This is a genomic window from Gemmatimonadota bacterium, from assembly GCA_016720805.1.
Taxonomy (GTDB): Bacteria; Gemmatimonadota; Gemmatimonadetes; order Gemmatimonadales; family GWC2-71-9; genus Palsa-1233.
The window spans coordinates 905,608-926,976 of the sequence record JADKJZ010000014.1 but is presented as its reverse complement, the minus strand read 5'-3'; the positions used below and the strand labels follow the sequence as shown (position 1 = coordinate 926,976).

The 21,369-nt window shown below is 69.2% G+C and carries 17 protein-coding genes and 1 pseudogene; 8 read left to right on the top strand and 10 right to left on the bottom strand.

The features are described 5' to 3' along the window. Positions 1 to 5: 5 nt before the first annotated feature. The 7 genes from IPP98_14520 to IPP98_14490 all read left to right on the top strand — a co-directional run bounded on the left by IPP98_14520 (position 6) and on the right by IPP98_14490 (position 12,163). Positions 6 to 1,832 carry a DegV family EDD domain-containing protein gene (locus IPP98_14520; GenBank protein MBL0180311.1) on the top strand — a complete coding sequence of 609 codons (1,827 nt, stop codon included), beginning with the start codon at positions 6 to 8 and terminating at the stop codon, positions 1,830 to 1,832. Beyond that, positions 1,804 to 2,178, top strand: a complete 375-nt coding sequence (gene rsfS, locus IPP98_14515; GenBank protein ID MBL0180310.1) for a ribosome silencing factor — start codon at positions 1,804 to 1,806, stop codon at positions 2,176 to 2,178. The genes IPP98_14520 and rsfS overlap by 29 nt, the downstream gene beginning before the upstream one ends. Before the next feature lie 26 nt (positions 2,179 to 2,204). Continuing rightward, entirely contained in the window at positions 2,205 to 5,396 is a 3,192-nt protein-coding gene (locus IPP98_14510; protein MBL0180309.1) for a PD40 domain-containing protein, read from the top strand. A 119-nt stretch (positions 5,397 to 5,515) separates the two neighbouring features. Beyond that, on the top strand, positions 5,516 to 6,868 hold the full coding sequence (locus IPP98_14505) for an SPOR domain-containing protein (protein ID MBL0180308.1): 1,353 nt from the start codon (positions 5,516 to 5,518) through the stop codon (positions 6,866 to 6,868). A gap of 102 nt (positions 6,869 to 6,970) precedes the next feature. After that, positions 6,971 to 10,441, top strand: a complete 3,471-nt coding sequence (gene smc, locus IPP98_14500; GenBank protein ID MBL0180307.1) for a chromosome segregation protein SMC — start codon at positions 6,971 to 6,973, stop codon at positions 10,439 to 10,441. A 25-nt stretch (positions 10,442 to 10,466) separates the two neighbouring features. Beyond that, complete coding sequence (gene aroF, locus IPP98_14495) at positions 10,467 to 11,507, top strand: 3-deoxy-7-phosphoheptulonate synthase (GenBank protein ID MBL0180306.1); 1,041 nt, start codon at positions 10,467 to 10,469, stop codon at positions 11,505 to 11,507. Next, positions 11,504 to 12,163: an outer membrane lipoprotein carrier protein LolA gene (locus IPP98_14490; protein ID MBL0180305.1), complete on the top strand. Its 660-nt coding sequence runs from the start codon at positions 11,504 to 11,506 to the stop codon at positions 12,161 to 12,163. Before aroF ends, IPP98_14490 begins: the two co-directional genes overlap by 4 nt. Before the next feature lie 3 nt (positions 12,164 to 12,166). Here the strand turns inward: IPP98_14490 and IPP98_14485 are convergent, their stop codons facing one another. The 8 genes and pseudogenes from IPP98_14485 to rpmE all read right to left on the bottom strand — a co-directional run bounded on the left by IPP98_14485 (position 12,167) and on the right by rpmE (position 18,360). After that, positions 12,167 to 12,802, bottom strand: coding sequence for a hypothetical protein (locus tag IPP98_14485; protein MBL0180304.1), 636 nt, complete (start codon positions 12,800 to 12,802; stop codon positions 12,167 to 12,169). Then, positions 12,799 to 13,638, bottom strand: coding sequence for a DUF2520 domain-containing protein (locus IPP98_14480; protein MBL0180303.1), 840 nt, complete (start codon positions 13,636 to 13,638; stop codon positions 12,799 to 12,801). Before IPP98_14480 ends, IPP98_14485 begins: the two co-directional genes overlap by 4 nt. Continuing rightward, the gene (locus IPP98_14475; protein MBL0180302.1) at positions 13,635 to 15,224 is read right to left on the bottom strand and encodes a S41 family peptidase; all 1,590 of its coding nucleotides are present in this window, start codon (positions 15,222 to 15,224) and stop codon (positions 13,635 to 13,637) included. The genes IPP98_14480 and IPP98_14475 overlap by 4 nt, the downstream gene beginning before the upstream one ends. Positions 15,225 to 15,252: 28 nt before the next feature. Continuing rightward, on the bottom strand, positions 15,253 to 15,894 hold the full coding sequence (gene tmk / locus IPP98_14470) for a dTMP kinase (GenBank protein ID MBL0180301.1): 642 nt from the start codon (positions 15,892 to 15,894) through the stop codon (positions 15,253 to 15,255). Then, positions 15,891 to 16,241, bottom strand: a complete 351-nt coding sequence (locus IPP98_14465) for a YlbF family regulator (GenBank protein ID MBL0180300.1) — start codon at positions 16,239 to 16,241, stop codon at positions 15,891 to 15,893. The genes tmk and IPP98_14465 overlap by 4 nt, the downstream gene beginning before the upstream one ends. Next, positions 16,241 to 17,080 (bottom strand): peptide chain release factor N(5)-glutamine methyltransferase, encoded by an 840-nt coding sequence (gene prmC, locus IPP98_14460; GenBank protein MBL0180299.1) that lies wholly within the window; start codon positions 17,078 to 17,080, stop codon positions 16,241 to 16,243. The genes IPP98_14465 and prmC overlap by 1 nt, the downstream gene beginning before the upstream one ends. A 1-nt stretch (position 17,081) precedes the next feature. Continuing rightward, positions 17,082 to 18,141, bottom strand: a pseudogene (gene prfA / locus IPP98_14455) (peptide chain release factor 1). A gap of 3 nt (positions 18,142 to 18,144) precedes the next feature. Beyond that, positions 18,145 to 18,360 carry a 50S ribosomal protein L31 gene (gene rpmE, locus IPP98_14450; GenBank protein MBL0180298.1) on the bottom strand — a complete coding sequence of 72 codons (216 nt, stop codon included), beginning with the start codon at positions 18,358 to 18,360 and terminating at the stop codon, positions 18,145 to 18,147. A 149-nt stretch (positions 18,361 to 18,509) separates the two neighbouring features. On the opposite strand from rpmE, the gene IPP98_14445 reads away from it, so the two are divergent. Further along, positions 18,510 to 19,160 (top strand): hypothetical protein, encoded by a 651-nt coding sequence (locus tag IPP98_14445; protein ID MBL0180297.1) that lies wholly within the window; start codon positions 18,510 to 18,512, stop codon positions 19,158 to 19,160. On the opposite strand, the gene IPP98_14440 is transcribed toward IPP98_14445, so the two are convergent. Further along, the gene (locus IPP98_14440) at positions 19,141 to 20,349 is read right to left on the bottom strand and encodes a DUF4105 domain-containing protein (protein MBL0180296.1); all 1,209 of its coding nucleotides are present in this window, start codon (positions 20,347 to 20,349) and stop codon (positions 19,141 to 19,143) included. The two genes, IPP98_14445 and IPP98_14440, sit on opposite strands and share 20 nt — an antisense overlap. After that, complete coding sequence (locus IPP98_14435; GenBank protein ID MBL0180295.1) at positions 20,346 to 21,353, bottom strand: Gfo/Idh/MocA family oxidoreductase; 1,008 nt, start codon at positions 21,351 to 21,353, stop codon at positions 20,346 to 20,348. The genes IPP98_14440 and IPP98_14435 overlap by 4 nt, the downstream gene beginning before the upstream one ends. Between the last annotated feature and the right edge of the window lie 16 nt (positions 21,354 to 21,369).

Below are 21,369 nucleotides of genomic sequence, written 5' to 3'. Positions count from 1 at the left end.
GGGCGGTGACGGTCGGGATCGGTTATCTCGATGGCCCCCGACTCGCGCGCGGCTTCTATGCCGCGGCTGATTGGGTCGCGGCCAGCCGGGACGAGCTGAACCGGATCAACGTCTTTCCGGTGCCTGATGGCGACACCGGCACCAATTTTTCGCTGACGCTGCGTGCCGTCGCCGACGCCCTCCGGGCGCTCGGCGACGCCTCGCTTCCGGACACCGCCACCACGGCGGCGCGGGCGGCCCTGCTCGGCGCGCGCGGCAATTCCGGCATGATGCTGGCGCACTTCCTCATCGGCTTTTCCGAGGGACTGAACGACCGCGTCACCGCCGATACGGAAGTCGTCGCCGCGGCGGTGCGCCGTGGAGCCGACGCCCTCGAGCGTGCCCTCGACGAGCCGTGTGAGGGGACCATTCTCACGGTCGCCCGCGACGCGGCCCGTGCGGCCGAGCTCGCCGCGGCCGGCACGCCCGACATCGGCGACTTCATGCGCCGGTTGCACCACGAGGCCGAGGTGGTGCTCGCCAAGACACCGGAGATGATGGCGGTCCTCAAGGAGGCCGGCGTCGTCGATGCGGGCGGTAAGGGATTTGTCAGGATGATCGAGGGCTTCGTGCGCGCGATCAACGGCGACCCCATCTTGCCAGCAATGATGCCGCTCGAAGGCGAGGCGGTGATCCCGGCCGCGATGGCCGGGTTCGACGCCGAGCGCGACTTCCAGTTCTGTACCGAGGTGTTGGTCCGGGGCGTCCCGCTGCCCCCCGCCAACGACGTCCGGGAGGCGATGCACGGCTTCGGCGGCTCGGTGGTGGTGGGGATCGCAGGTGACATCCTGAAGATCCATGTGCATACCGACGCCCCCGACGCCGTCTTCACGTACGCGGAACAGTGGGGCACGGTCACCGCACGCAAGGCGGAAGACATGCGGGCCCAGCACCGACGCCTGTCGCACGTCGAGACGCGGCGGGTCGCGATCGTGGTGGATTCGTCGAACGACCTCCCCGACGCCGTGCTCGATCAACACCGGATCATCATGGTGCCGCTGCAGGTGATGTTCGGCCACGAGACCTTTCGCGACCGGATCGAGTTGAAGCCCGAGGATTTCTATCGGCGCCTGCGAACGGCCAAGGAGTTGCCGACGACCTCCCAACCCACGCCCGCCCAGTTCGTCCGGGCGTTCCGGGCGGCGCGGGAGGAGGCGGAAGAAGTCGTCGGGGTCTTTCTCGGCGGGGTGCTCTCCGGCACGCTCGGCTCGGCGCAGGCGGCGGTTAACGCGGCAGGGATCAACGGCGTCCATCTGGTGGATTCGCGCAGCGCCTCGGTCGGACTGGGGCTGCTGGCCTTGCGAGGGGCCGAACTGGCGGAAGCGGGGTGGCCCGCCGCCGCCATCGCGAAGGAGTTGATCCGGGTGCGTGATCAATCGGGGCTGCTGCTCACCGTGGACGTCTACGACAACTTGATTCGCTCGGGTCGCGTATCGAAGGGGAAGGCCTGGCTGGGCGGCCTGCTCGATATCAAACCGATTCTGGAAGTCGACGCGGCTGGACGGCTGCAGCCGGTGGACCGGGTGCGAGGACGCGACCAGGTGGTCCCGCGGATGCTGGCCCGAATCACGGCGGCGCTGACGCCGCGCCCCAGGTCGATCCGCTTCGGCATCGTTCACGCCGAGGCGCCCGAGGTGGCCGAACGGGTGCGGATGGCGTTGCAGGCGGCCTTCACGCCGCGAGAGATCATTGTCGGGCCGGCGACGGGCGTTCTGGGCACCCACGTTGGATCCGGGGCGTGGGCCGTGGCGTATCAAGTTGAGGATGGCACCCCCGAGCACCCCGTTGGTTGACCGTCGCCTCCCCGCTGCGGTGCGCGCCGTGGTCGGCGCGATCGAGGACCGCAAGGGACATCGCGTCCACGTGCTTGACCTCCGCGGGCTGACCGATGCGACCGATTACTTCGTGATCGCCTCCGGCACGTCCGACGCCCATGTGCGAGGGCTCGCGGACGGGGTGATGGATGCGATGCAGGACGCCGGCCTCGACACCCACCACATCGAGGGCCTGACCCACGGCCGTTGGGTGTTGCTCGATTTCGTGGACGTGGTGGTCCACCTGTTCCACCCCGAGACCCGGGCGTTCTACCAGTTGGAGCGACTCTGGCAGGATGCCCCCGTGCTCCTCGCCGATCCCTGAGTGACCCTGCAGGCCGGAAGGTTCCGATGACTCGCCGTATCTCCTGGCTCCTCCTCGTCGCCGCCGCCGCCATCGCCCCGATGCCGGCCGCCGCGCAGTACTTCGGCCAGAACAAGGTCCAGTACAGCCGCTTCGACTTCAAGGTGCTCGAGACCGAGCATTTCGACCTCTACTACTACCCGGTCGAACATGCGGCGGCCCTCGACGTGGCCCGGATGGCGGAGCGCTCCTACGCTCGGCTCTCGCGCGTCCTGAAGCACCAGTTCAAGGAGCGGAAGCCGATCATCCTCTACGCCTCCCACTCCGATTTCGTCCAGACGAACACGGCGGGCGGCGAAGTGGGCGAGGGGACCGGCGGCTTCACCGACTTCCTCAAGCATCGCAACGTCCTGCCGCTGACCGGCTCGTACGATGACATCATGCACGTGCTCCAGCACGAGATGGTGCACCAGTTCCAGTACGACGTCTGGTCCGGTGGTCGTGCCGGCGGTGGGCTGCAGACCATCATGGCGGTGAACCCGCCGCTCTGGTTCGTCGAAGGGATGGCGGAGTACTTCTCGATCGGCGAGCTCGACCCGAACACGGCGATGTGGATCCGCGATGCGACCGCCGAAGGGAAGCTGCCGACGATCCAGCAGCTGGAGACCGACCCGCGCATTTTCCCGTATCGGTTCGGCCAGTCGATCATCACCTACATCGGCGAGCGCTGGGGTGACGAGGCGGTCGGCGCCATCCTCCTTGGCTCACGCTCCGGATCGCTCGAGGGCTCGTTTCGGCGGGTCATCGGCCTCGACTTCAAGCAGCTGGGTGACCAGTGGCGCGAGGCGATGCAGCGCCGCTATCTCCCCGAACTGGCGACCCGCAACAAGGCGAAGGACGTCTCGCAGGCGCTGCTCACCGAGAAGATCAGCGAGGGCACGCTCCACCTTGCCCCGGCCCTCTCACCGGACGGCAGCCGCGTCGCGTACTTCTCGGAGAAGGACTTCTACTTCGTGGATCTCTGGCTCGCCGATGGCACGAGCGGCAAGCCGATTCGCCGCCTGCTCAAGTCGACGTGGAGCTCGAACTACGAGACCTTCCGTTTCATCAATTCCGCGGCGAGCTGGTCGCCCGATGGCAAGCTGCTTGCCTTCGCGGCGAAGCGCGGGCCGAAGGACGACATCGTCCTGGTCGATGTGGCGCGCAACAAGGAAGTGCGCCGGATCACCGTCGACCTGAGCGGCGTCACCACACCGTCGTGGAGCCCCGACGGGAAACGGCTGGTGTTCACCGGCTACGACGGCGGCCTCTCCGACCTCTTCACGGTCAACGCCGACGGCACCAACCTCACGCGCCTGACGAACGACAAGTACGCCGACCTGCACCCCACCTGGTCGCCCGACGGCCGGACGATCGCGTTCACCACCGACCGCGGTCCGGGCACCAATTTCACGATGCTGACGGTCGGCAACTACCGGCTGGCGACGCTCGACCTCGCCACCTCCCGCGTCGACCTGCTGCCCGGGATGGACGTCGGCAAGAACGTGAACCCGCAGTGGGCGCCGGACGGTCAGTCGCTGGCGTTCGTCTCCGACCGCAACGGCGTCAGCAACATCTTCCTCTACGACCTTGCCGACCGCGCGTCGTACCAGCTGACGGACTTCTACACCGGCGCGCAGGGCATCACGCCGCTCTCGCCGATTCTCTCGTGGGCGCCGAAGGCCGACCAGCTGGCCTACGTCTACTACGAGGACGGCAAGTACGATGTCTACAAGCTGCCGAACCCGCGCTCGCTGAAGCGCGAGGCGTGGCACCCCGGCATGCCGACGATCACCGCCGCGGCGATCGCCCGGGACACGACCCGTGTCGCCGACACCACCCAGGCCACGGTGGCTGCCGGTGGCAGCGCGCTCTACCGCGGGGCCCGCGGGCTGCGTCCCGCCGACTCCCTGGTGCGCTCGCTCGACTCGCTGGCACCGCGCCAGGAGCTTTCGATCATCGCGCTGATGGATTCCGCGTCGTTGGGGCTCCCCGACACCGCCTCGTTCACCGAGCGGAAGTACAAGGTCGGCTTCTCGCCCGACTACGTCGCGCGGCCAAGCATCGGCTATGCCCGCGACAATTTCGGTCGCGGCTTCTTCGGCGGCACCACGGTCTCGCTCTCCGACATGCTCGGCGATCGGCAGCTCGTCTTCAGCGGCTACGTCAACGGCCGCATCGATGAGGCCCAGGTCCTCGCGGCCTACGCCAACCTCTCGCGACGCGCGAGCTGGGCGGTCGGCCTGCAGCAGGACCCCTACTTCTTCTACCAGGGTTCGTTCATCACCGACGGCCCCACCGATTTCGAGCAGACGTACGTCACCCGCTATCGCCGCCTGGTGCTCCGCTCCGCGTTCGCGCAGGGGTCGTATCCGTTCTCCCGCTTCTCGCGGATCGAGAGCGGCCTGCGCGCGACGAACGTCGACGACGCGATCCTCGACATCAACGAGGTCTACGACCCGTTCACCGGCGCGCTGACCCGCGACATCTACCAGGAACGGACCGGACTCGGCTCGACCTCGTTCCTGCAGCCCTCGCTCGCCCTCGTGCACGACAACTCCCTCGGCGGGTACGTCGGGCCGATGCTCGGCCGTTCCTCGCGCTTCGAGATTGCCCCGACCCTCGGCGGGTGGAAGTACATCCAGACCACGGCCGACTATCGCCGGTACGACAAGTTCGTCGGGCCGTTCACCCTCGCGACCCGGCTGATGTACTACGGCCGCAGCGGTCGCGACGCCGATCGGTTTTCCCTCTACCTCGGCTATCCGGATCTGCTCCGCGGCTACACCTCGGGTTCGTTCCTCCGGAACGAGTGCAACAACACCATCCAGGATCCGAACTCGAGCACCGGCTGCGTGGCGCTCGACCAGCTCGTCGGCACCCAGTTCGCCATCGGCAACGCCGAACTGCGCTTCCCGGTGATGTCGCCCAACTGGAGCTGGGTGCCGCGGGCCATCCCGCCGATCGAGGGCGCCCTCTTTTACGACATCGGCGTGGCGTGGAGCGGCAGCAGCCGAGTGGCGTGGACGCGGGAGGCTGGGGAGTCGCCTGCGGCTGTCCGCGTGCCGCTCCGCTCGGTCGGCGTCTCGTTGCGCACCAACCTCTTCGGCCTGGTCATCCTGCGCTTCGACTACTCCAAGCCGCTGCAGCGTCCTGGCACGAATCCCTTCTGGACCATTTCGTTCGGACCGGTCTTCTGAGCCACTCTCAACGCGCGTCCCTGATCGCCCTCAGCTGCCTCCTCTTCCTCGCCGCCTGCGGCGGGGAGGAGGCCCAGCCCTCCGAGCGCACGCTGCCCGCCGGCCTCCCGTCGGGCGGTGTGCTGCTGCGCCTGCCGGCCGAGGGCGGCACGGCCACGCTCCTCTGGCCCGATTCACTCACGCCCGTCGGCTGGCGCAGTTCCGGCCTGCCACCCATCGAGCGGGCGCTGGCGACCGACCTCGAAGAGAAGATGGTCTACGCGGTCGACGACAAGGGTCGCCTCATCGGCATCGACCTGATCACCGAACGCTTCCGCCCCTTCCTCGTCAATGCGCGCGAGCTGGTCGCCACCCCGGACGGCGTGATCCTCGGGCTCGACTCGACGCGGCGTCCGCTCCGCTTTGCCAATCGTTCCCTGACCACCTTCCGGGCCGCGGTCGAGGGCGGTCCGGTGCAGTTGCTGCGTGCCCCCGGCTCGTCGCTGGTCGCGTACTCGCGTCGCAGCCACCTCGCCCAGGTGATTGGCGAAGAGGGCGAGCTGCGCCGCTTCGAAGTTCCCGGCGGCGAGATGTCGAGCACCTGGTACGGCGACTACTTCGTGGTCGCCACCGACTCCGGGCTCATCTACGTCGAGCCCTCCGGCAAGCCGGGCCCGAAGTTCGTCGAGATGAAGGGAAGCCCGACCGTCGCCGCCTTCTCTCCGTCGGGCCACCGGCTCTACGTCGCCCGAAGCCGTGACGACCTGGTCATGCTCGACCGCTTCAGCGGCGACGAGATGAAGGCCCTCAAGCTCCCCGGGACGGCGCGCGCGCTCCGTGTCGACCGAACCGGGCGCTGGCTGCTGGCCCGTCCGCTCGAGGGCGATTCGATCTGGGTCGTCGACCTGGTCCATTGGGAAGTTGCTGCCACGGTCCAGTCGACCTGGGCGGCCGACCTGCCCCTGGTGGCCGGGAGCAAGTCATTGATCGTGCGCGACCACGACGACCTGGTGGCCTGGGACCTCCTGCGGGCCGTGCCGGGCCCGGTGGCCCGGCTCCGTGGCGCGGCGGCCGACATCTACCTCACGGTACCCTGGCTGCCGAAGGGGGCCGCTCAGGAGGTCACCGTGGCCGCCGTGGAGCCGGCGACCGCCGACAGCACGCCCCGCGACACCGGGACGGTGGCGCCGACGACGGCCCCCCCGGTCACGACCGATCCCACCCCACCGGTCACCCCACCCGCCGCGTCGTCGGGGGTGACCGGTCAGCGGCTCTACCTCCAGGTTTCGGCGTCCCAGAACCAGGACTTCGCCAAGGCCCTGGTGGACCAGCTCAAGGGCGCCGGATGGGCGGCCCAGCTCCTCCAGCCGAAGGGCCCCGAGGACCCCTATCGGGTCGTCATCGGGCCGTACCGCACCCGCGAGGAGGCCGACGCCGATGGCAAGCGCCTCGGGCGGACCTACTTCATCTTCGCGGCCGATCCCGGGACCTGACCCCCGGGGCTTCCCGCACCCGCTATCTTTGGGGATTCCGGTGACCCCCCTGCCTGCCGGGCGGGGGGCGCCGTCGACGCCGACCCCAATGCCGACTCCGCAATGAAGCTCACCAAGCTGGAACTGTCCGGCTTCAAGTCCTTTGCCGACACCGTGACCATGACCTTCGACCAGGGGGTCACCTCGATCGTCGGGCCGAACGGCTGCGGCAAGTCCAACGTCTCCGACGCCGTGCGCTGGGTGCTCGGCGAACAGTCCGCGCGCCTCCTGCGCGGCGGGAAGATGGAGGACGTGATCTTCCAGGGCGCGGCCACCCGTCGCCCCGTCAACGTGGCCGAAGTGTCGCTCTACCTCGACAACAGCGAGGGCGAGTTGCCCACGCCGTACACCGAGGTGGTGATCACCCGGCGCCTCTCGCGATCGGGGCAGAGTGACTACCTCCTGAACAATGCGCCTGCCCGACTGCGCGACGTGCAGGATCTGTTGCGCGGCACCGGCCTCGGCAGCGATGCCGGCGTGGTGATCGAAGCGAAGATGATCGACCTCCTCCTCTCCGATCGCGCCGACGAACGCCGCTCGCTCTTCGAGGAAGCGGCCGGCGTCGGGCTGTATCGCGATCGCCGCCACAGCACCTCGCGTCGCCTCGAGGAAACCGCCAACGACCTGCAGCGCCTCGAGGACTTGATCGCGGAAGTGCAGTCGCAGGTGCGCTCGCTCGCTCGGCAGAAGGGAAAGGCCGAACGGCACGTGTCACTGACCGAGGAGCGCTTCGCCGTCACCCTCACCCTGGCCCGCCGTCGGCTGGACCAGCTGGCGGAGGACGCCGAGTCGTTCGAACGGCGCCATGCCGAACTGACCCGCCTGCTGCCGCAGGCGCGTGAACGCCTCGCGCTGGTCGAGGCGGCGCGCGAAGAGGCCGTCACGTCGCGCGCCACCGCCGAACGACACCGCACCGCCGTCGTCGATGACCTCGGGCACGCGCGCGTCGCGCTCGGCAAGCTCGATGGCGACCTCGCCGTCGCCTCCGAGCGGTTGGCCAACGCGGCGCAGCGCCGTGAGCGCGCCACGCTGGAGCGCGGCGATTCCGAGGTTCGCCTGCAGCAGGCACGCCTCGAACTCGGCACCGCCACCGAGGAGCGGCAGAGCGCCGATGCGGAGCACCAGCGCGTGCAGGGCGAGCTGTCGGGCCGCGCCGAGGCCGAACAGGCCGTGCGGCAGCGTCTGGCTGGGCAGCGGGACGTCGTGCGACGCATGGAGCAGGAACTCCAGCAGGCCGCACAGCAGTTGCGGTCGCTGGAGGGCGAGCGGACCGCGCTCGATGGCGAGCTCGCCTCGTTGCGCGACCGTCTGGCGCAGGAAGAAGCACACGTTGCGCAGCTGACGCAGGAGCGCCAGTCCACCGGCGAGAAGTTGACCGATGCGAGCAACGTCGCCGATCGGCACAGCGCCGAATTCCGTCAGGGTGCCGCCGCCGCCGAACAGTCGCGCCTCCTGCTGCGCGAGACGCGTGACCGCGAGGCCCGTGAACTCGCCGAACGCCGCACCATCGAAGAGGACGTGGCGCGCATCACCGCGCGTCGCTCCGCCCTCGAAGCGCTGGAGCGCGATCGTGTCGGCCTCGCGCCGGCCGCTGCCGCGCTGCTCGCCGGCCGCGGTCGCTTCGGCGACCAGGTCCTTGGGCCCCTCGCCGACTACATCTCGACCGAGGGCGACCAGGCCGAGCTCGCCGAGCAGCTGCTCGGTGACTATGTCCATGCCGTCCTGATCCGCGATGCCTCGGCGATCCCCGCGATTCAGGCCTGGCATGCCCAGGAGCAGCCGGGAACGCTGATCCTGCTGCCGGTGGCGCCGGGTCCGGTGCGCGCGGGTGCACTCGCCGAGACGGCACTCCGGGTCGATCCGCTCGCTGCCGACTGGGTGAAGGCGCTTGTCGGGGGGTCGGAAGTGCTGCAGGGGGGCGGCCGCGGCCTGCGCCGCGCCAACGGCGTCGTCTTCCTGACCGGCCCCGCCGCCGCGTCGGGCCCGATTCGTCGCCGTGCCGAGTTGCAGACACTTGGCCGCGATCTCGACAAGCGCAGCGCGGCGCTGGCCGATGCCGATGCCCGTCGCGATCGGACCGCCGCCGAACTGCTGGCGCTCGACGCGGCCGCCACCGAGGCTCAGCAGGCCGCCGAACGGCTGCGTGAAGCGGAGCGTCAGGCAATCGCCGCGCGCGAGGACCTGGCGCGCCGCGTGACCAACTTCGATCGCGAGATCACCGAGGCCGAGACCCAACTCGGTCGCCTCCGCGAGCGGCTCACCCGCGCCGAGCAGCGTGCCACCGAAGTCGAGACTGCACTGGCTGACGGGAGTGCGGCACGCGCCCGCCTCGACGAGGCACTGGTCACCACCCGGGCGCAGCTCACCGAGCTCGAAGGCGAGCAGGAAGTGGCCCGCGAGGCGCGGTCGCAGTGGCAGGTGCAGGAGGCGCACATCGCCGCCCGGCTCCGCGCGGCGAACGAGGCGATCCAGCGCACCGAGCGCGTCATCGCCGAGGCCGAGACCTCCGGCCGCATCCGCACCGAGGAGATTGCCCGACTCGACGCCGACACGCTCGAACTCGAGGCCCAGCGCAGCGAGTGGCAGGGGGGCCGCGACGAGCGGGCCCAGCAGCTCATGGCGCTCGAGACCGCGGCCGGCGAGGCGGAAGGCGCCCTGCAGGCGGCCGAGACGAAGCTCACCGATGTCGAGGCCGACCTGGCCGACGTGCGCCGCTCGGTCGAATCGATGAGCGAGGAACACCATCGCCTCGAGCTCGGGGTCGCCGACGCCACGGCCCAGCGTGCCCGGATCGTCGAGCGCGTCGAGACCGAGTGGAAGCGGCCGTTCGACGAACTCGCCGAAGCGGCCCCGGTGCTCGACCTCGATCTCGAGACGCTGGAGACGGAGGCCGAACGGATTGCCTCGGCACTCGAGCAGATCGGCCCGGTCAACGCCCTCGCGGTCGAGGAGCACGCCGAAGAGAGCAAGCGCGCCACCTTCCTGCAGGCGCAGCGGGACGACCTGGTCGCCGCTCGGCAGGCGCTGTTGCAGGCGATCAAGGAGATCGATGGTACCGCCAAGGCGCTCTTCGCCGAGACGTTCGTCGCCATCCGCGAGAACTTCCTCTCGGTCTTCCAGACGCTCTTCGGCGGCGGCGAGTGCGACCTGCGGCTCTCCGATCCGGATGATCCGCTCGAGGCGGAGATCGAGATCCACGCCTCGCCGCGCGGCAAGAAGACCCAGCGCATCCACCTCCTCTCGTCCGGTGAGCGGACGCTGGTGGCGACGTCGCTGCTCTTCGCGATCTACCTGACGAAGCCGAACCCCTTCTGCCTCATGGACGAAGTGGACGCGCCGCTCGACGACGCCAACGTCGGGCGCTTCATCCGGTTGCTCGACCAGTTCAAGGGCCAGACGCAGTTCCTGGTCATCACCCACAACCCGCGCACCATGCAGTCCGCCGATGCCGTCTATGGCGTGACGATGCAGGAGCCCGGGGTATCCACCATCGTCGGGGTGCGTCTCGGCGAGCAGACCACCACTGCGGCCTGACCACTACCATACTCGGACCTGACCGATGCTGATCGTGATGAAGCAGGACGCCACCCCGGACGAGATCGCCGGCGTGGTCGAAGTGATCCAGACGATGGGGTACGAGGCGCGTCCGATGCCGGGCCGCCAGCGGACCACCGTCGGTCTGGTGGGCAACGACGGCCGCGTCGACGCCTCGCGCGTCGAGGCGCTCGCCGGCGTGGCCGAGGTGATCCACGTCTCGAAGCCGTACAAGCAGGTCTCGCGCGAGTGGAAGCCGGAGCCGACGCGGGTCCCGCTTCCGGATGGTTCGACGATCGGCGGCCGTGAGGTCATCATCATGGCGGGCCCTTGCTCCGTCGAAGGCGAGGAGCAGATCCTCCTCTCGGCCCGCCAGGTGAAGGCCGCCGGCGCCACGGTGCTCCGTGCCGGCGCCTTCAAGCCCCGTTCCTCGCCCTATGCCTTCCAGGGCCTCGGCCAGCTCGGCCTCGAGCTGCTGGCGATCGCGCGTGCGGAAACGGGGCTGATGATCGTCACCGAAGCCATGGATGCCAAGGGACTGGAGATGGTGGTCGAGACCGCCGACATCGTGCAGATCGGCGCGCGCAACATGCAGAACTACTCGCTCCTCAAGGAAGCGGGACGTCAGCGCAAGCCGGTGCTGCTCAAGCGCGGCCTCTCGGCCACGATCTCCGAGCTGCTCCTCTCGGCCGAGTACATCCTCTCCGAGGGGAATCCGAACGTCATCCTCTGCGAGCGCGGCATCCGCTCGTTCGACACCGCGACCCGCAACCTCTTCGACCTCTCGGCGATTGCAGTGGTGCACGGCCTCTCGCACCTGCCGATCATCGCCGACCCGAGCCACGGCACCGGCCACCGCGACATGGTGCCGGCGATGGCGCGTGCGGCGATTGCGGCCGGCGCCGACGGGCTGATCGTCGAGGTGCATCCGAACCCGGAGCGCGCGCTGTCGGATGGGGCGCAGTCGCTCTTCCCCGAACAGTTCGAGCGGATGATGCGCGAAGTCGGCGCGATCGCCGAGGTGATCGGCCGCTCGGTGGTGTCGCCAGTGGGGAGCGCGGCGTGAAGCACGCGCTCGCGCTGCTCGGGGCCCTGCTCCTCCCCGCCCTGGGGAGCGCGCAGGCGCCGACGAGCAGTGACCCCGCCCCGGAGATCGTCACCAAGGCGGCACGGGTGTATCGGGGGTTGAGCGGGCTGCAGGCGGATTTCCGGCAGAAGCTGGAAGACCGCCGGCTCGGCGACGAGACCAGCAAGGGGACGCTCTATCAGGCGGGCAACAAGTTCGCGATGCGCTTCTCCGACCCGGCCACCGAAGCCGTGGTGCTCGATGGCAGCAAGCTCTGGGTCTACACGCCGAGCGACAACCCCGGCGTCGTGCTGCGCTATCCGCCGCCGACCTCACCGGTCTTCGGCTACAACATCCTGGATTGGTTCCTGAAGAGCCCGCTCGATCGCTACCGCGTCACCTTCGTGAAGACGGAGACGGTGGATGGCCGGGTGACGGACGCGGTGCTGCTGCAGCCGCTGGTGCCGGGGGAATTCCAGTTCCGTCGGGCGACGCTGTGGTTCGATCGCGGCGACGGCCTGCCGCGCCGCATCCAGACCGACGAGGGCCCGCAGACGCGCACCGTCGACCTCTCGAATGTCCGCACCAACGGCACCTTCCCCGCCGGCATCTTCGCGTTCAAGGTGCCGAGCGGGGTGAAGGTCGTCGATCAGTAGTCGTCAGGCCTCGCCCAGCTCCTCCTGCGCCATCCGTCGGACCGTCTCCCGCGCCGCATCCCCTGGCGCGGTGCCGGCGTGCAGCCGCGCAAAGCGCGACAGCTCGTTCTTCATCCCCGCCCGATCGCCCGTTCCACGATAGAGATCGATCAGCGAGTTGGTGATCCGCGACTCCTGCTTCGGGGTCGGGCTCGCGCGGCGCGCGGCCAGATAGGCCTCCTCCGCACCGATCGGATCCTTGAGCTGGTGCAGCATCAGGTCGCCCAACCGGAGCCGCACATCGGCATCCGGCGTCTCCTCGGCGATGGCGCGATACATCACCAGTGCCTCTTCGAAATGTCCTTGGATGACCAGGGCCTCGACCTCGGAGTATTCGATCGTCCGCGCTTCGCCACCGGCCGAGAGCAGCCCGTTGATGAGTTTGGCGCTGCCGTGGTGGATGAGCGGCCAGACGAGGCGCGCGAGCAACGTCAACAGGGAGACGTTGAGGACAAGCTTGAGCAGAAAGTACCCTGGGCCCCACAGTGCCGTCTCCAGCATGAGGAGCATGAGGGTGCCGGGAATCACCAGCAGCAGCGTGAATCGGAGCAGTTCGGCCTGATCGCCAGTGTCGACATCTCGCAACGGCTTCGTGCTCATCGCAGGGTGCGCCGCATCGCGGCGACCTGCGCCGCCTCCAGCCCCGCCGCTTCCGCGAGTTCGAGTGCCTCGCGCGCGAGCACGAGGTACGCCTCACGATCGAGTCCGACGAGTGCGCCGAGATGGGCCATGACGGTGCCAACGTCGCCGCGTCGGACCGGGCCCGTGAGCGCCTCCGTCGCGGTGCGATCGTCGAGGTTGGCGAGCACCTGCCGCATGATCGGGAGGAAGAGGCCGCGTGCGTCCTCCCCGGCGCCGGCGTCCCGTGCCAGGCGCTCCGCGATGCCGTTGAGCACCACGAGGTAGTTGGCGGCGAAGACCGCGGCGGCGTGATAACGCGCCTTGCCGACCGCCGGCAACTCCAGGATCGGCGCCATCTCCAATCGGACCGCGAGGGCACGGGCCACGAGCACGGCGACCTCGTCGCCCTCGAGCACCGCCGGTACACCGAGGAAGCGGTCGGCACGGTCACCATCGGGGATGCTCTGGAGCGGGTGCCACGAGCCCGTGGCCGCGCCCTGCGCCTCGAGCGGCGCGAGGATCGAGGCGTCATGCATCCCCGAGGTGTGGAGGACCACCGTCCCCTCGCGAATCGTCGATACCGCCACGAGGCGGCTGACCACCGCCGCGATGGCGTCGTCCGGGGCGGCAATGATCACCAGCCGAGCAGTGGCAAGCGCGTCGCCCCACTCGGCCTCGACCGCTGGCACCCCGGGGCCCGCGGGACGTGCCGCGCGGCCGAGCAGCCGCACCGGCTCCTCCAAACGAGTCAGGGCGCGTGCGAGCGAAAGCCCGACGCGCCCTGCCCCGACAATCACGACCGGCGGTTGGATCATTCTCCCGCGGGCTTCGCCATCAGCGCGGCGCGCGTCGGCGCACGCTTCAGCAACTCGATGGCGGCCCGCACCTGCGGGTCGTCACTCGACCGCCGACGAATCTCGGCCTGGCGTCCGAAGACGTAGCGCGAGATTTCGTAGGCGAGTTGGTCATCGAGCAGCGCCCGGCCCCCGGCAACCTCTTCCGGCGACATCACGACGCCCTTTGCCGCGAGCTTGCTCACCACCAGCTGTCGCATCTGATCGGTGACCGGGAACCCTTCGCTGGTGACCAGCTTCTTCTCCTTCGCCTCGAGGGCGGTGGAGACGAGCGCATCGCGATACGCGGCGACGTTGCCGCCGAGCGCCTTCGCGAAGGTCTTCTCCGCATCGGTGAGGGTGTCGCCGCGGACGATCCGGTCCGGCACGATCCCGCCGCCGCCCTTCACCGTGCGCCCACCGACCGTCTTGAAGGTCGGCAGCACCCGCTTCACGCTGTCACGGCCGAGCGCTTCGGCCGTGGCCTGCTCGACCTGCGCTTCCTGGCTCTTGGCGTCACGCTGGATGGTGCGGCCGCTCGGCGTGAACCAGCGTGCCGTCGTCAGCTTCAGGGCTCGGTCGTTGCCGATCGGGAAGAGCGTTTGCACCAGCCCCTTCCCGAAGGTCGCCGTGCCGACCACGAGGGCGCGGTCATTGTCCTGCAGCGCGCCGGCGATGATTTCGGCCGCCGAGGCGGACCATTCATTCACCAGCACCACCACCGGCATCTCCGGCCAGGGCTGGGTCCCCTGCGCCGCATAGCTCTTGTTCATCTCGGGCACGCGGCCGCGCGTCGACACGACGCCCTGCCCACGATCGAGGAAGAGCTCGGAGACGGTGATCCCCTCGGTGAGCAAGCCGCCCGGATTGCCGCGGAGGTCGAAGATCAGCGACTTCATTCCCTTGGCGCGCAACGCATTCACTTCCGCACGCAGCTCATCGGACGACGTCTCGATCACCGGCGTGAGCGCGATCAACCCGATGCCGCCGTCGAAGAGGATGCCCGGCTGGACGGAGCGGTAGTGGATCGTCTCGCGGGTGAGCGCGAACGGCATCGGCTGCGGAATGCCGGGGCGGCGGATCTTGATGTCGACCCGCGTGCCGGGGGCACCGCGCAACGTCTTGACGGCGTCGTCCTGGTTCAGGTCGCGCGTCACCTTGCCGTTCACTTCGATGATCTGGTCGCCCGCCTCGATCCCGGCGCGCTCCGCCGGCGTCTCGGGCAGCGGCGCCACGACGGTGATCCATCCTTCGCGGACGTCGATCTGCATGCCGAGGCCACCGTAGTTGCCGGTGGTCATCTCGGTGATCTGCTTGAAGTCTTCGCGCTCCATCAGCGTGGAGTACGGGTCGCCGAGCTGCTCGACGAGCCCGTGGCTCGCCTTGGCGTAGATCGAATCTGCGGAGAGGGAATCGACATAGTACTTCGTGACGTGATCGAGGACCTCGCCAAGGAGTCGGGGCCCATCGGGCGCTGGCCGCGCGGTTGCCCCCTGCATCAGCCAGCCACCGCTGAAGAAGGACACCGCTGCCACGACCGCCGTCAGACCCAAGCGCTTCCGCATCATCCTGCCTCCGTTGAACTGCCTCTCCAGCCTACGCCGTGTCGCCCGAGAAGGTGTCGGGGCGCGCTGCCGAGAGCAGCCGCCATGCCGATGCCAACACTGCCTCGGGGGACGCCCCCGCATTCAAATGATGCACCCCTTCGCCGGTGGCCGCCACGTACGCCGCCGCCACGCGGTCGTGGAACTCAGCCGATTCCCGCTCGAGCCGATCGGCACCCTTCCCGGCCGCCGCCTGCCGCGCGCGGCCCACCGCGGGGTCGAGGTCGAGCACCAGCGTCACGTCGGGCTGGAGTCCGCCCGTGGCGGCACCATTCACCCAACGCACCTGCGCCATCGGCAAGCCACGGCCAGCACCCTGATACGCCATCGTCGAGAGGTCATACCGATCGGAGAGGACGACCTTCCCCGCGGCGAGCGCGGGCCGAATCACGTGCGTGACGAGGTCGGCCCGTGCTGTCACCATGTACAGCAATTCGGCCTCGGGGGTCCACTCCCGGTCCCGATCGAGCAGCTCCCCGCGGAGCGCCTCGGCGACCGGCGTCCCTCCGGGCTCCCGGATGCTCACCACCTCGAGACCGTCGCGGCGCATCCGCGCGACGAGGGCGGCGGCGAGGGTGGTCTTCCCGGCCCCCTCCGGCCCCTCGAGGACGATGAAGCAGCCGGTGGCCATCAGAGCGTGATGATGTTGCTCGTGGCGCCGCGCTCGATCCCCTGGCCGATCGCCTGGTTCACGCGCTGCATCAGCTTGTCGACATTCGCCCGCGCCACGAGGTAGGCCTGCCCCACCGGCGACAGCTCGAACTCGCGGAGTGTCCCCTCGTATTCCTGCGCCTGCGCCTCGCTCGGCGACTGCCCCTCGGCCATCAACTGGTCGAAGTCGCGCGTCAACCGCGAGATGGTCTCCAGCCTCGCCTGCGCCTCGGCATCCTCGCGCAGCGAACCTTCGGCCCGCCGCAGCGCCTGATACTCCGGGGTCTGGCCGATCAGACGGCCGAGCTCGTTGGCCTTTTCGTCGATCATCACGCACTCCCTCGCCGCGCCAGCAGATAGCGCGCGCGGCCAAACAGGTCGTCCTGCACCAGGACCTCACGCCAGCCGAACCCCTCGGCAAGCGCCGCCGTCGCCGCGGCGCGGCGACAGTCCACCTCGAGGGCGATCCAGCCCCCATCGCGCACCACGGCCCTGCCTTCATCGAGCAGGCGTCGGGTCGCCGTCAGGCCGTCTGCCCCCGACGGCAGAGCCAACTGCGGCTCGTAATCTCGCACCGAATGGTCCAGCGCGGCATACTCCGCCTCGGTCAGGTAGGGCGGGTTCGAGACCAGCAGGTCGACTTCCCCCGCGATCGGCGCGAGCAGGTCGCCCGATGCCCACCGGACCTCGATGCCGAGCTGCTCACCATTCGCTCGCGCCAGGGCCAGCGCCGGTGCGGAGAGGTCAACGCCCCAGACCGTCTCGAACGCCCCCTCACTCTTCAACGCCAGGGCGATGGCACCCGTCCCGGTGCCGATGTCGACGGCGGTCCCGGTGCTGGTGCGGGCCAGCGCCAGCTCCACCAGTGTCTCGGTCTCCGGGCGCGGGATGAGGGCGCGCGGGTCGCACTGGAGCCGCAGGTGTCGGAATCCCGTCCAGCCGGTCACGTAGGCGAGGGGCTCCCCTGCGGCCAGCCGTTCGACCCAACCGGCAAAGCGGGCCGCGACGGCCGGGGCCACGTCGACGTCGTCGGTGAGGAGCGCCAGCAAGGTGGCATCATCCTGCAGGTCGGCCCAGAGTCGGCGGGCGGCAAGTCGGGGTGATTCCACCCCCGCGTCGGCCAACCGCGTCGCGGCCTGCTCGAGCAGCGCCCGACCGGAGAGCGCCACCTCAACCATCCTGCTGCTCGGACCGCGCCGCCATGCGAAGGGCCGCGACGATTTCGTCGAGCTTGCCATCCATGACGTCGGTCAGGTTGTGCACCGACAGGTTGATCCGGTGATCGGTGATCCGGCTCTGCGGGAAGTTGTAGGTGCGGATCTTTCCCGAACGGTCGCCGGTGCCCACCATCGCGCGACGCTCCGCCGAGCGCGCGGCTTCCGCTTCCGCGATCATCCGGTCGAGGAGCCGCGCGCGCAGCACTTCCATTCCCTTCATCTTGTTCTGGAGCTGCGACTTCTGGTCCTGCTGGCTCACCACGAGCCCGGTCGGCAAGTGGGTGATGCGCACGGCCGAGTCGGTGGTGTTGACGCTCTGCCCGCCGGGCCCCGGACGAGCGGAAGACATCGATCCGCAGATCCTGCGGATCGATGCGCACGTCGACCTCTTCCGCCTCAGGCAAGATCGCCACCGTCGCCGCCGAGGTGTGGATGCGGCCCTGCGTTTCGGTGGCGGGCACGCGCTGCACCCGGTGCACGCCGGATTCGTGGCGCAGCAGGCCGTAGGCGCCGAGCCCGCGCACGGCGACCACCGCACTCCGCAACCCGCCGACGTTGCCGTGGTCGAGCTCCATCGGCTCGATCCGCATCTTGTTGCGCTCGGCGAAGCGGGTGTACATGCGCAGCAATTCGGCCGCGAAGAGCGCCGCCTCGTCGCCACCGGTGCCGGCACGAATTTCGAGGATGACATCGCGGTCGTCATGCGGATCGCGCGGCAACAGGAGCTCGGTGACCTCCGCCTGCATCGTCGCAATCTCGGCCGGGAGATTGGCGAGATCGTCGCTCGCCAGCGCGACCAGTTCGGGATCGCCACTGTCGCGGAGTTCGATCGCCTCGGCATACGACTGTTCGGCACGCGCCAAACGCTCGGCCACGCGCACGATCGGCGTGAGCCGAGCGTGTTCGCGACCGAGCGATTTCAGGCGAGCTGGATCAGCGGCGATAGCGGGATCGGACAGCTCCCGCGAGACCTGCTCCGCCCGCGCGAGCGCCTGGCGGAGTCGGGCCTCCATCGCTCAGGACTGCGGCGCGGGTTCCGCGGCGTACTTGCGCCGGAACCGGTCGATCCGACCGGCCGTGTCCACCAAGCGCTGCTTGCCGGTGAAGTACGGGTGGCACTGGCCACAGACTTCGACGCTGATCGCGGCGACCGTGCTGCGGGTCTCGAAGGTGTTGCCACACTGGCACTTCACCGTGATCGTCTGGTAGAGCGGATGCAGATTCGGCTTCATGGGTCTCGTCCTTCCTGTCAAGAGCCGTAGTCCCCTTGCGGAACCACGATAGCCGGGAAATATACCCACATCGCCGGACCGCGTACAACCCAGGGGGTCCCACTCGTCTCCTCGGGTACGGCAGTCCCTTCTCGTTCTGGAGCCATCGCATGAAGGTTCGTCAACTCGTTGCCATTCTTGCAGTTGCGGTCAGCCCGGTGAGCGCCCAACAGCCCCGGGTCGCGGTCGCGCCCTTCGAGACCGAGGGTTCGGTCGGGATGCCGCGGGAGGACTTCGACGCCCTCAGCCGGGCGCTCGGGGCAATCCTGACCACCGAAATGGCCGACCGGCGAGGCGGAGCGGCGAGCGCGATTTCCGCTCCGCCGGCCGGCCGGGGCGGTCGGATCGACCTGACTGCCGCCCGAGACCGCACCACCAAGGCCGGCGCGACGCTGCTGGTGATCGGCACGTTGCTCGACCAGTACGGCGACATCAACGTCGAAGCGCGGGTGATCGATGCCGCCAACGGCGGCGTCGTGGTGGTCGTGCGCGGGGACCCTGCCCTCGCGACCCGCGAACAGCTCGGTGAGGCGGTCGCAGAATTGGCGCTGCGCTTGTCGAAGGAGAAGGCGGTCGGCGGAGTTCCCGAGGCACGTTGGCGCCGGACGTTTACCTCGGCCGCGCTGGTGCAGTTCGGCCGCGGCCTGCGCTTCGAGGAGGCCGGCGAGAAGAGCCAGGCGGCGACGGCCTACAAGGCGGCTGTTGCGGCCGCACCGACCCTCACCGAGGCGAAGGCGGCCCTTACGCGCGTCGGAGGCTGAGCAGCGCCGAGGCAACGGCGGGCGGCGCGACCAGCGCCGCCACCTGCAGGTTCCACTGGCCACCGTAGTTCGGGAAGAAGGCCAGGATCGTTCCGATCCCCACCAGCACAAGGGTCAGCACCGCCGCCTTCGGACCCCATCCTCCAGCCTCTCGCTTCCGCTCCGACCAGACGGTGCCGATCATCAGGAACGCGAGCGGCGTCAGGAAGAAGAGATTGTGGTTCCAGGCGGACGCGACGTGGTTGGTGGCGAACCAGAGGAAGAGCAGCACCACCCCGCCGATCCCCGCCAACGACAGCCACACGGTGGCCGCGACCCGACCCGCCACACCGGCTGGCCCTTCCGCACGCCCGGTCAGGATCAATAGCGCCGCCGCCGAGCCGATCAGGAGCAGCCAGCCGCCCCACGTGGGAGGCGCCGCCTCGACGCGGTAGACACCCATCTCCAGCAACCGCACCTCGCGCGCGACCACGGGCAGCTCACGGCCATCCTCGCCCGGCACGCGCAGCTCGCGCATCCGCTCCTGCAGCTTCGCCGGCAGGAACATTTCGCCCCACTGATCGAGCGGCGCATCGGCGGCCGGCCCGAGCGCGAGCAGGATGCCGAGATACATCGGTTTGTCATTGGTGAGCGATCGATGGGTGTGGAAGCGGAAGCTGCCTTCGGCCGGAACTCCAGTGGTCGCCTCCTGCAGCGCGCCATCCAGCACCCGATTGAGCATGTCGCGCACGCGCGTGGAGCAGTTGTCGAGGAAGTAGTCGTAGGTGTAGACGCGATTCTGGGGCAGCGCATTCGTCGCGAGCAATTGAGCCAGCTCGATCCGCTTCGCGGCGGGGAGTGCCAACTGCTGCAGCTCCACGTCCCGCTTGAAGAAGGTGTAGATCTCGATGGTGCGTGCCATCGTCATCGTGCCCAGCCAATACTGCGGCCGCCCCATCGCAAACCGCCCCACAAAGCGCGCGACCTCGGCCGTGGAGTGGCCGAAGTCGAAGGTGCCGTAGTTGTAGACGATGTCGGTGCCGTCGACGGTGTCCCGCACCCAGATCGCGTTGTGGCCGTAGCGCTCGTACACCGTCTCGCCCGGCCCCATCGTGACGAGGTAGACCTCGGGGGCGTGCGGCACCTGCGCCGCCACGACGCGAGCCGTCAGCGATGCCGACAGCAGGAGCATCGCTGCGCGCCAGCTCACGGCTTCACGTCCCGTCCCGATTCGGCGGAGTCGTAGATCGCCTCCATGACCTTGGCGAGCGTCACCTGCTCGGTGAGCGCGGGCGCCGGGACCTCGCCACGCACGGCGGAGAGGAAGTGCGCCCACTGCGCGCGCACCGAAAGCGCGAACGGCGTCTCCCGCGAATGCGCGCCCGACGACGCCACGTCCTTCGGCACCCCGTGGAAGTCCTTCCAGATCGTCAGCGGATTGATGCGGGCCGAGCCATTCGCGGCGCGCACCGCCATACCGAAGCGCTCACCCGGGCCGACGAAGCGCCACGAGGTGTCGATGTGGATCGCCGCGCCGTGTTCGAGTGCCAGCATCGCGGTGCCGCTCGGCTCCACCCCCTTTTCCTTCCGTTCCGGCAGGACGGCCGAAACGCGGGTGACCGTCGGGAAGCCGGCAAGCCAGAGCGAGAGGTCCAGCAGCGAGAGCCCCAGGTCGAGCATGGCGCCGCCGCCTGCGAGGTCGCGCTTCTGCCGCCAGCCGAGCGACGCGCGGCCGGCCCGCGCCATGAACCACCAGGCGCGGATCGACTCGAGCTCGCCGAGTTCGCCATTCTGCACGAACGAGCGGATCTGCTGCACGTCGGGGCGGTAGCGATGGTTGGCACCAACCATCACCACGCGGGACTGCTTCTGCTGTGCCTTCACCAGCTTCTGCGCGCCCGCCGCGGTCAGCGCCAACGGCCGTTCGGCGAAGACATGCAGCCCGGCGGCAAGTGCCGCACCGATATGCGATTCGTGGAGGTGATTCGGCGTGCAGATCAACAGCGCATCGAGCGTGTCGTAGTCGACCAGCTCCTCGATGTCGCCGTACGCGTCGGGGATCTCGAAGCGGTCGGCGAGCGCGCGCGCCTTGGTCCGGTCGTTGTCGCAGATGCCGACGACCTCGACGCCCTTCATCCGCTTGAGCACCGGGAGGTGGCCCACCTGCGTGATCGCCCCCGCCCCCACGATACCCAGCCGCAGCTTGTCGCTCATCCGTCCGTCCCCGTCT

Excerpts from the sequence above, each read along its gene's own strand:
- rsfS (MBL0180310.1), top strand. The coding sequence starts at position 1,804 with ATGGCACCCCCGAGCACCCCGTTGGTTGACCGTCGCCTCCCCGCTGCG.
- IPP98_14510 (MBL0180309.1), top strand. The coding sequence starts at position 2,205 with ATGACTCGCCGTATCTCCTGGCTCCTCCTCGTCGCCGCCGCCGCCATC.
- smc (MBL0180307.1), top strand. The coding sequence starts at position 6,971 with ATGAAGCTCACCAAGCTGGAACTGTCCGGCTTCAAGTCCTTTGCCGAC.
- aroF (MBL0180306.1), top strand. The coding sequence starts at position 10,467 with ATGCTGATCGTGATGAAGCAGGACGCCACCCCGGACGAGATCGCCGGC.
- IPP98_14485 (MBL0180304.1), bottom strand. The coding sequence starts at position 12,802 with ATGAGCACGAAGCCGTTGCGAGATGTCGACACTGGCGATCAGGCCGAA.
- IPP98_14480 (MBL0180303.1), bottom strand. The coding sequence starts at position 13,638 with ATGATCCAACCGCCGGTCGTGATTGTCGGGGCAGGGCGCGTCGGGCTT.
- IPP98_14475 (MBL0180302.1), bottom strand. The coding sequence starts at position 15,224 with ATGATGCGGAAGCGCTTGGGTCTGACGGCGGTCGTGGCAGCGGTGTCC.
- IPP98_14465 (MBL0180300.1), bottom strand. The coding sequence starts at position 16,241 with ATGATCGACGAAAAGGCCAACGAGCTCGGCCGTCTGATCGGCCAGACC.
- rpmE (MBL0180298.1), bottom strand. The coding sequence starts at position 18,360 with ATGAAGCCGAATCTGCATCCGCTCTACCAGACGATCACGGTGAAGTGC.
- IPP98_14445 (MBL0180297.1), top strand. The coding sequence starts at position 18,510 with ATGAAGGTTCGTCAACTCGTTGCCATTCTTGCAGTTGCGGTCAGCCCG.
- IPP98_14435 (MBL0180295.1), bottom strand. The coding sequence starts at position 21,353 with ATGAGCGACAAGCTGCGGCTGGGTATCGTGGGGGCGGGGGCGATCACG.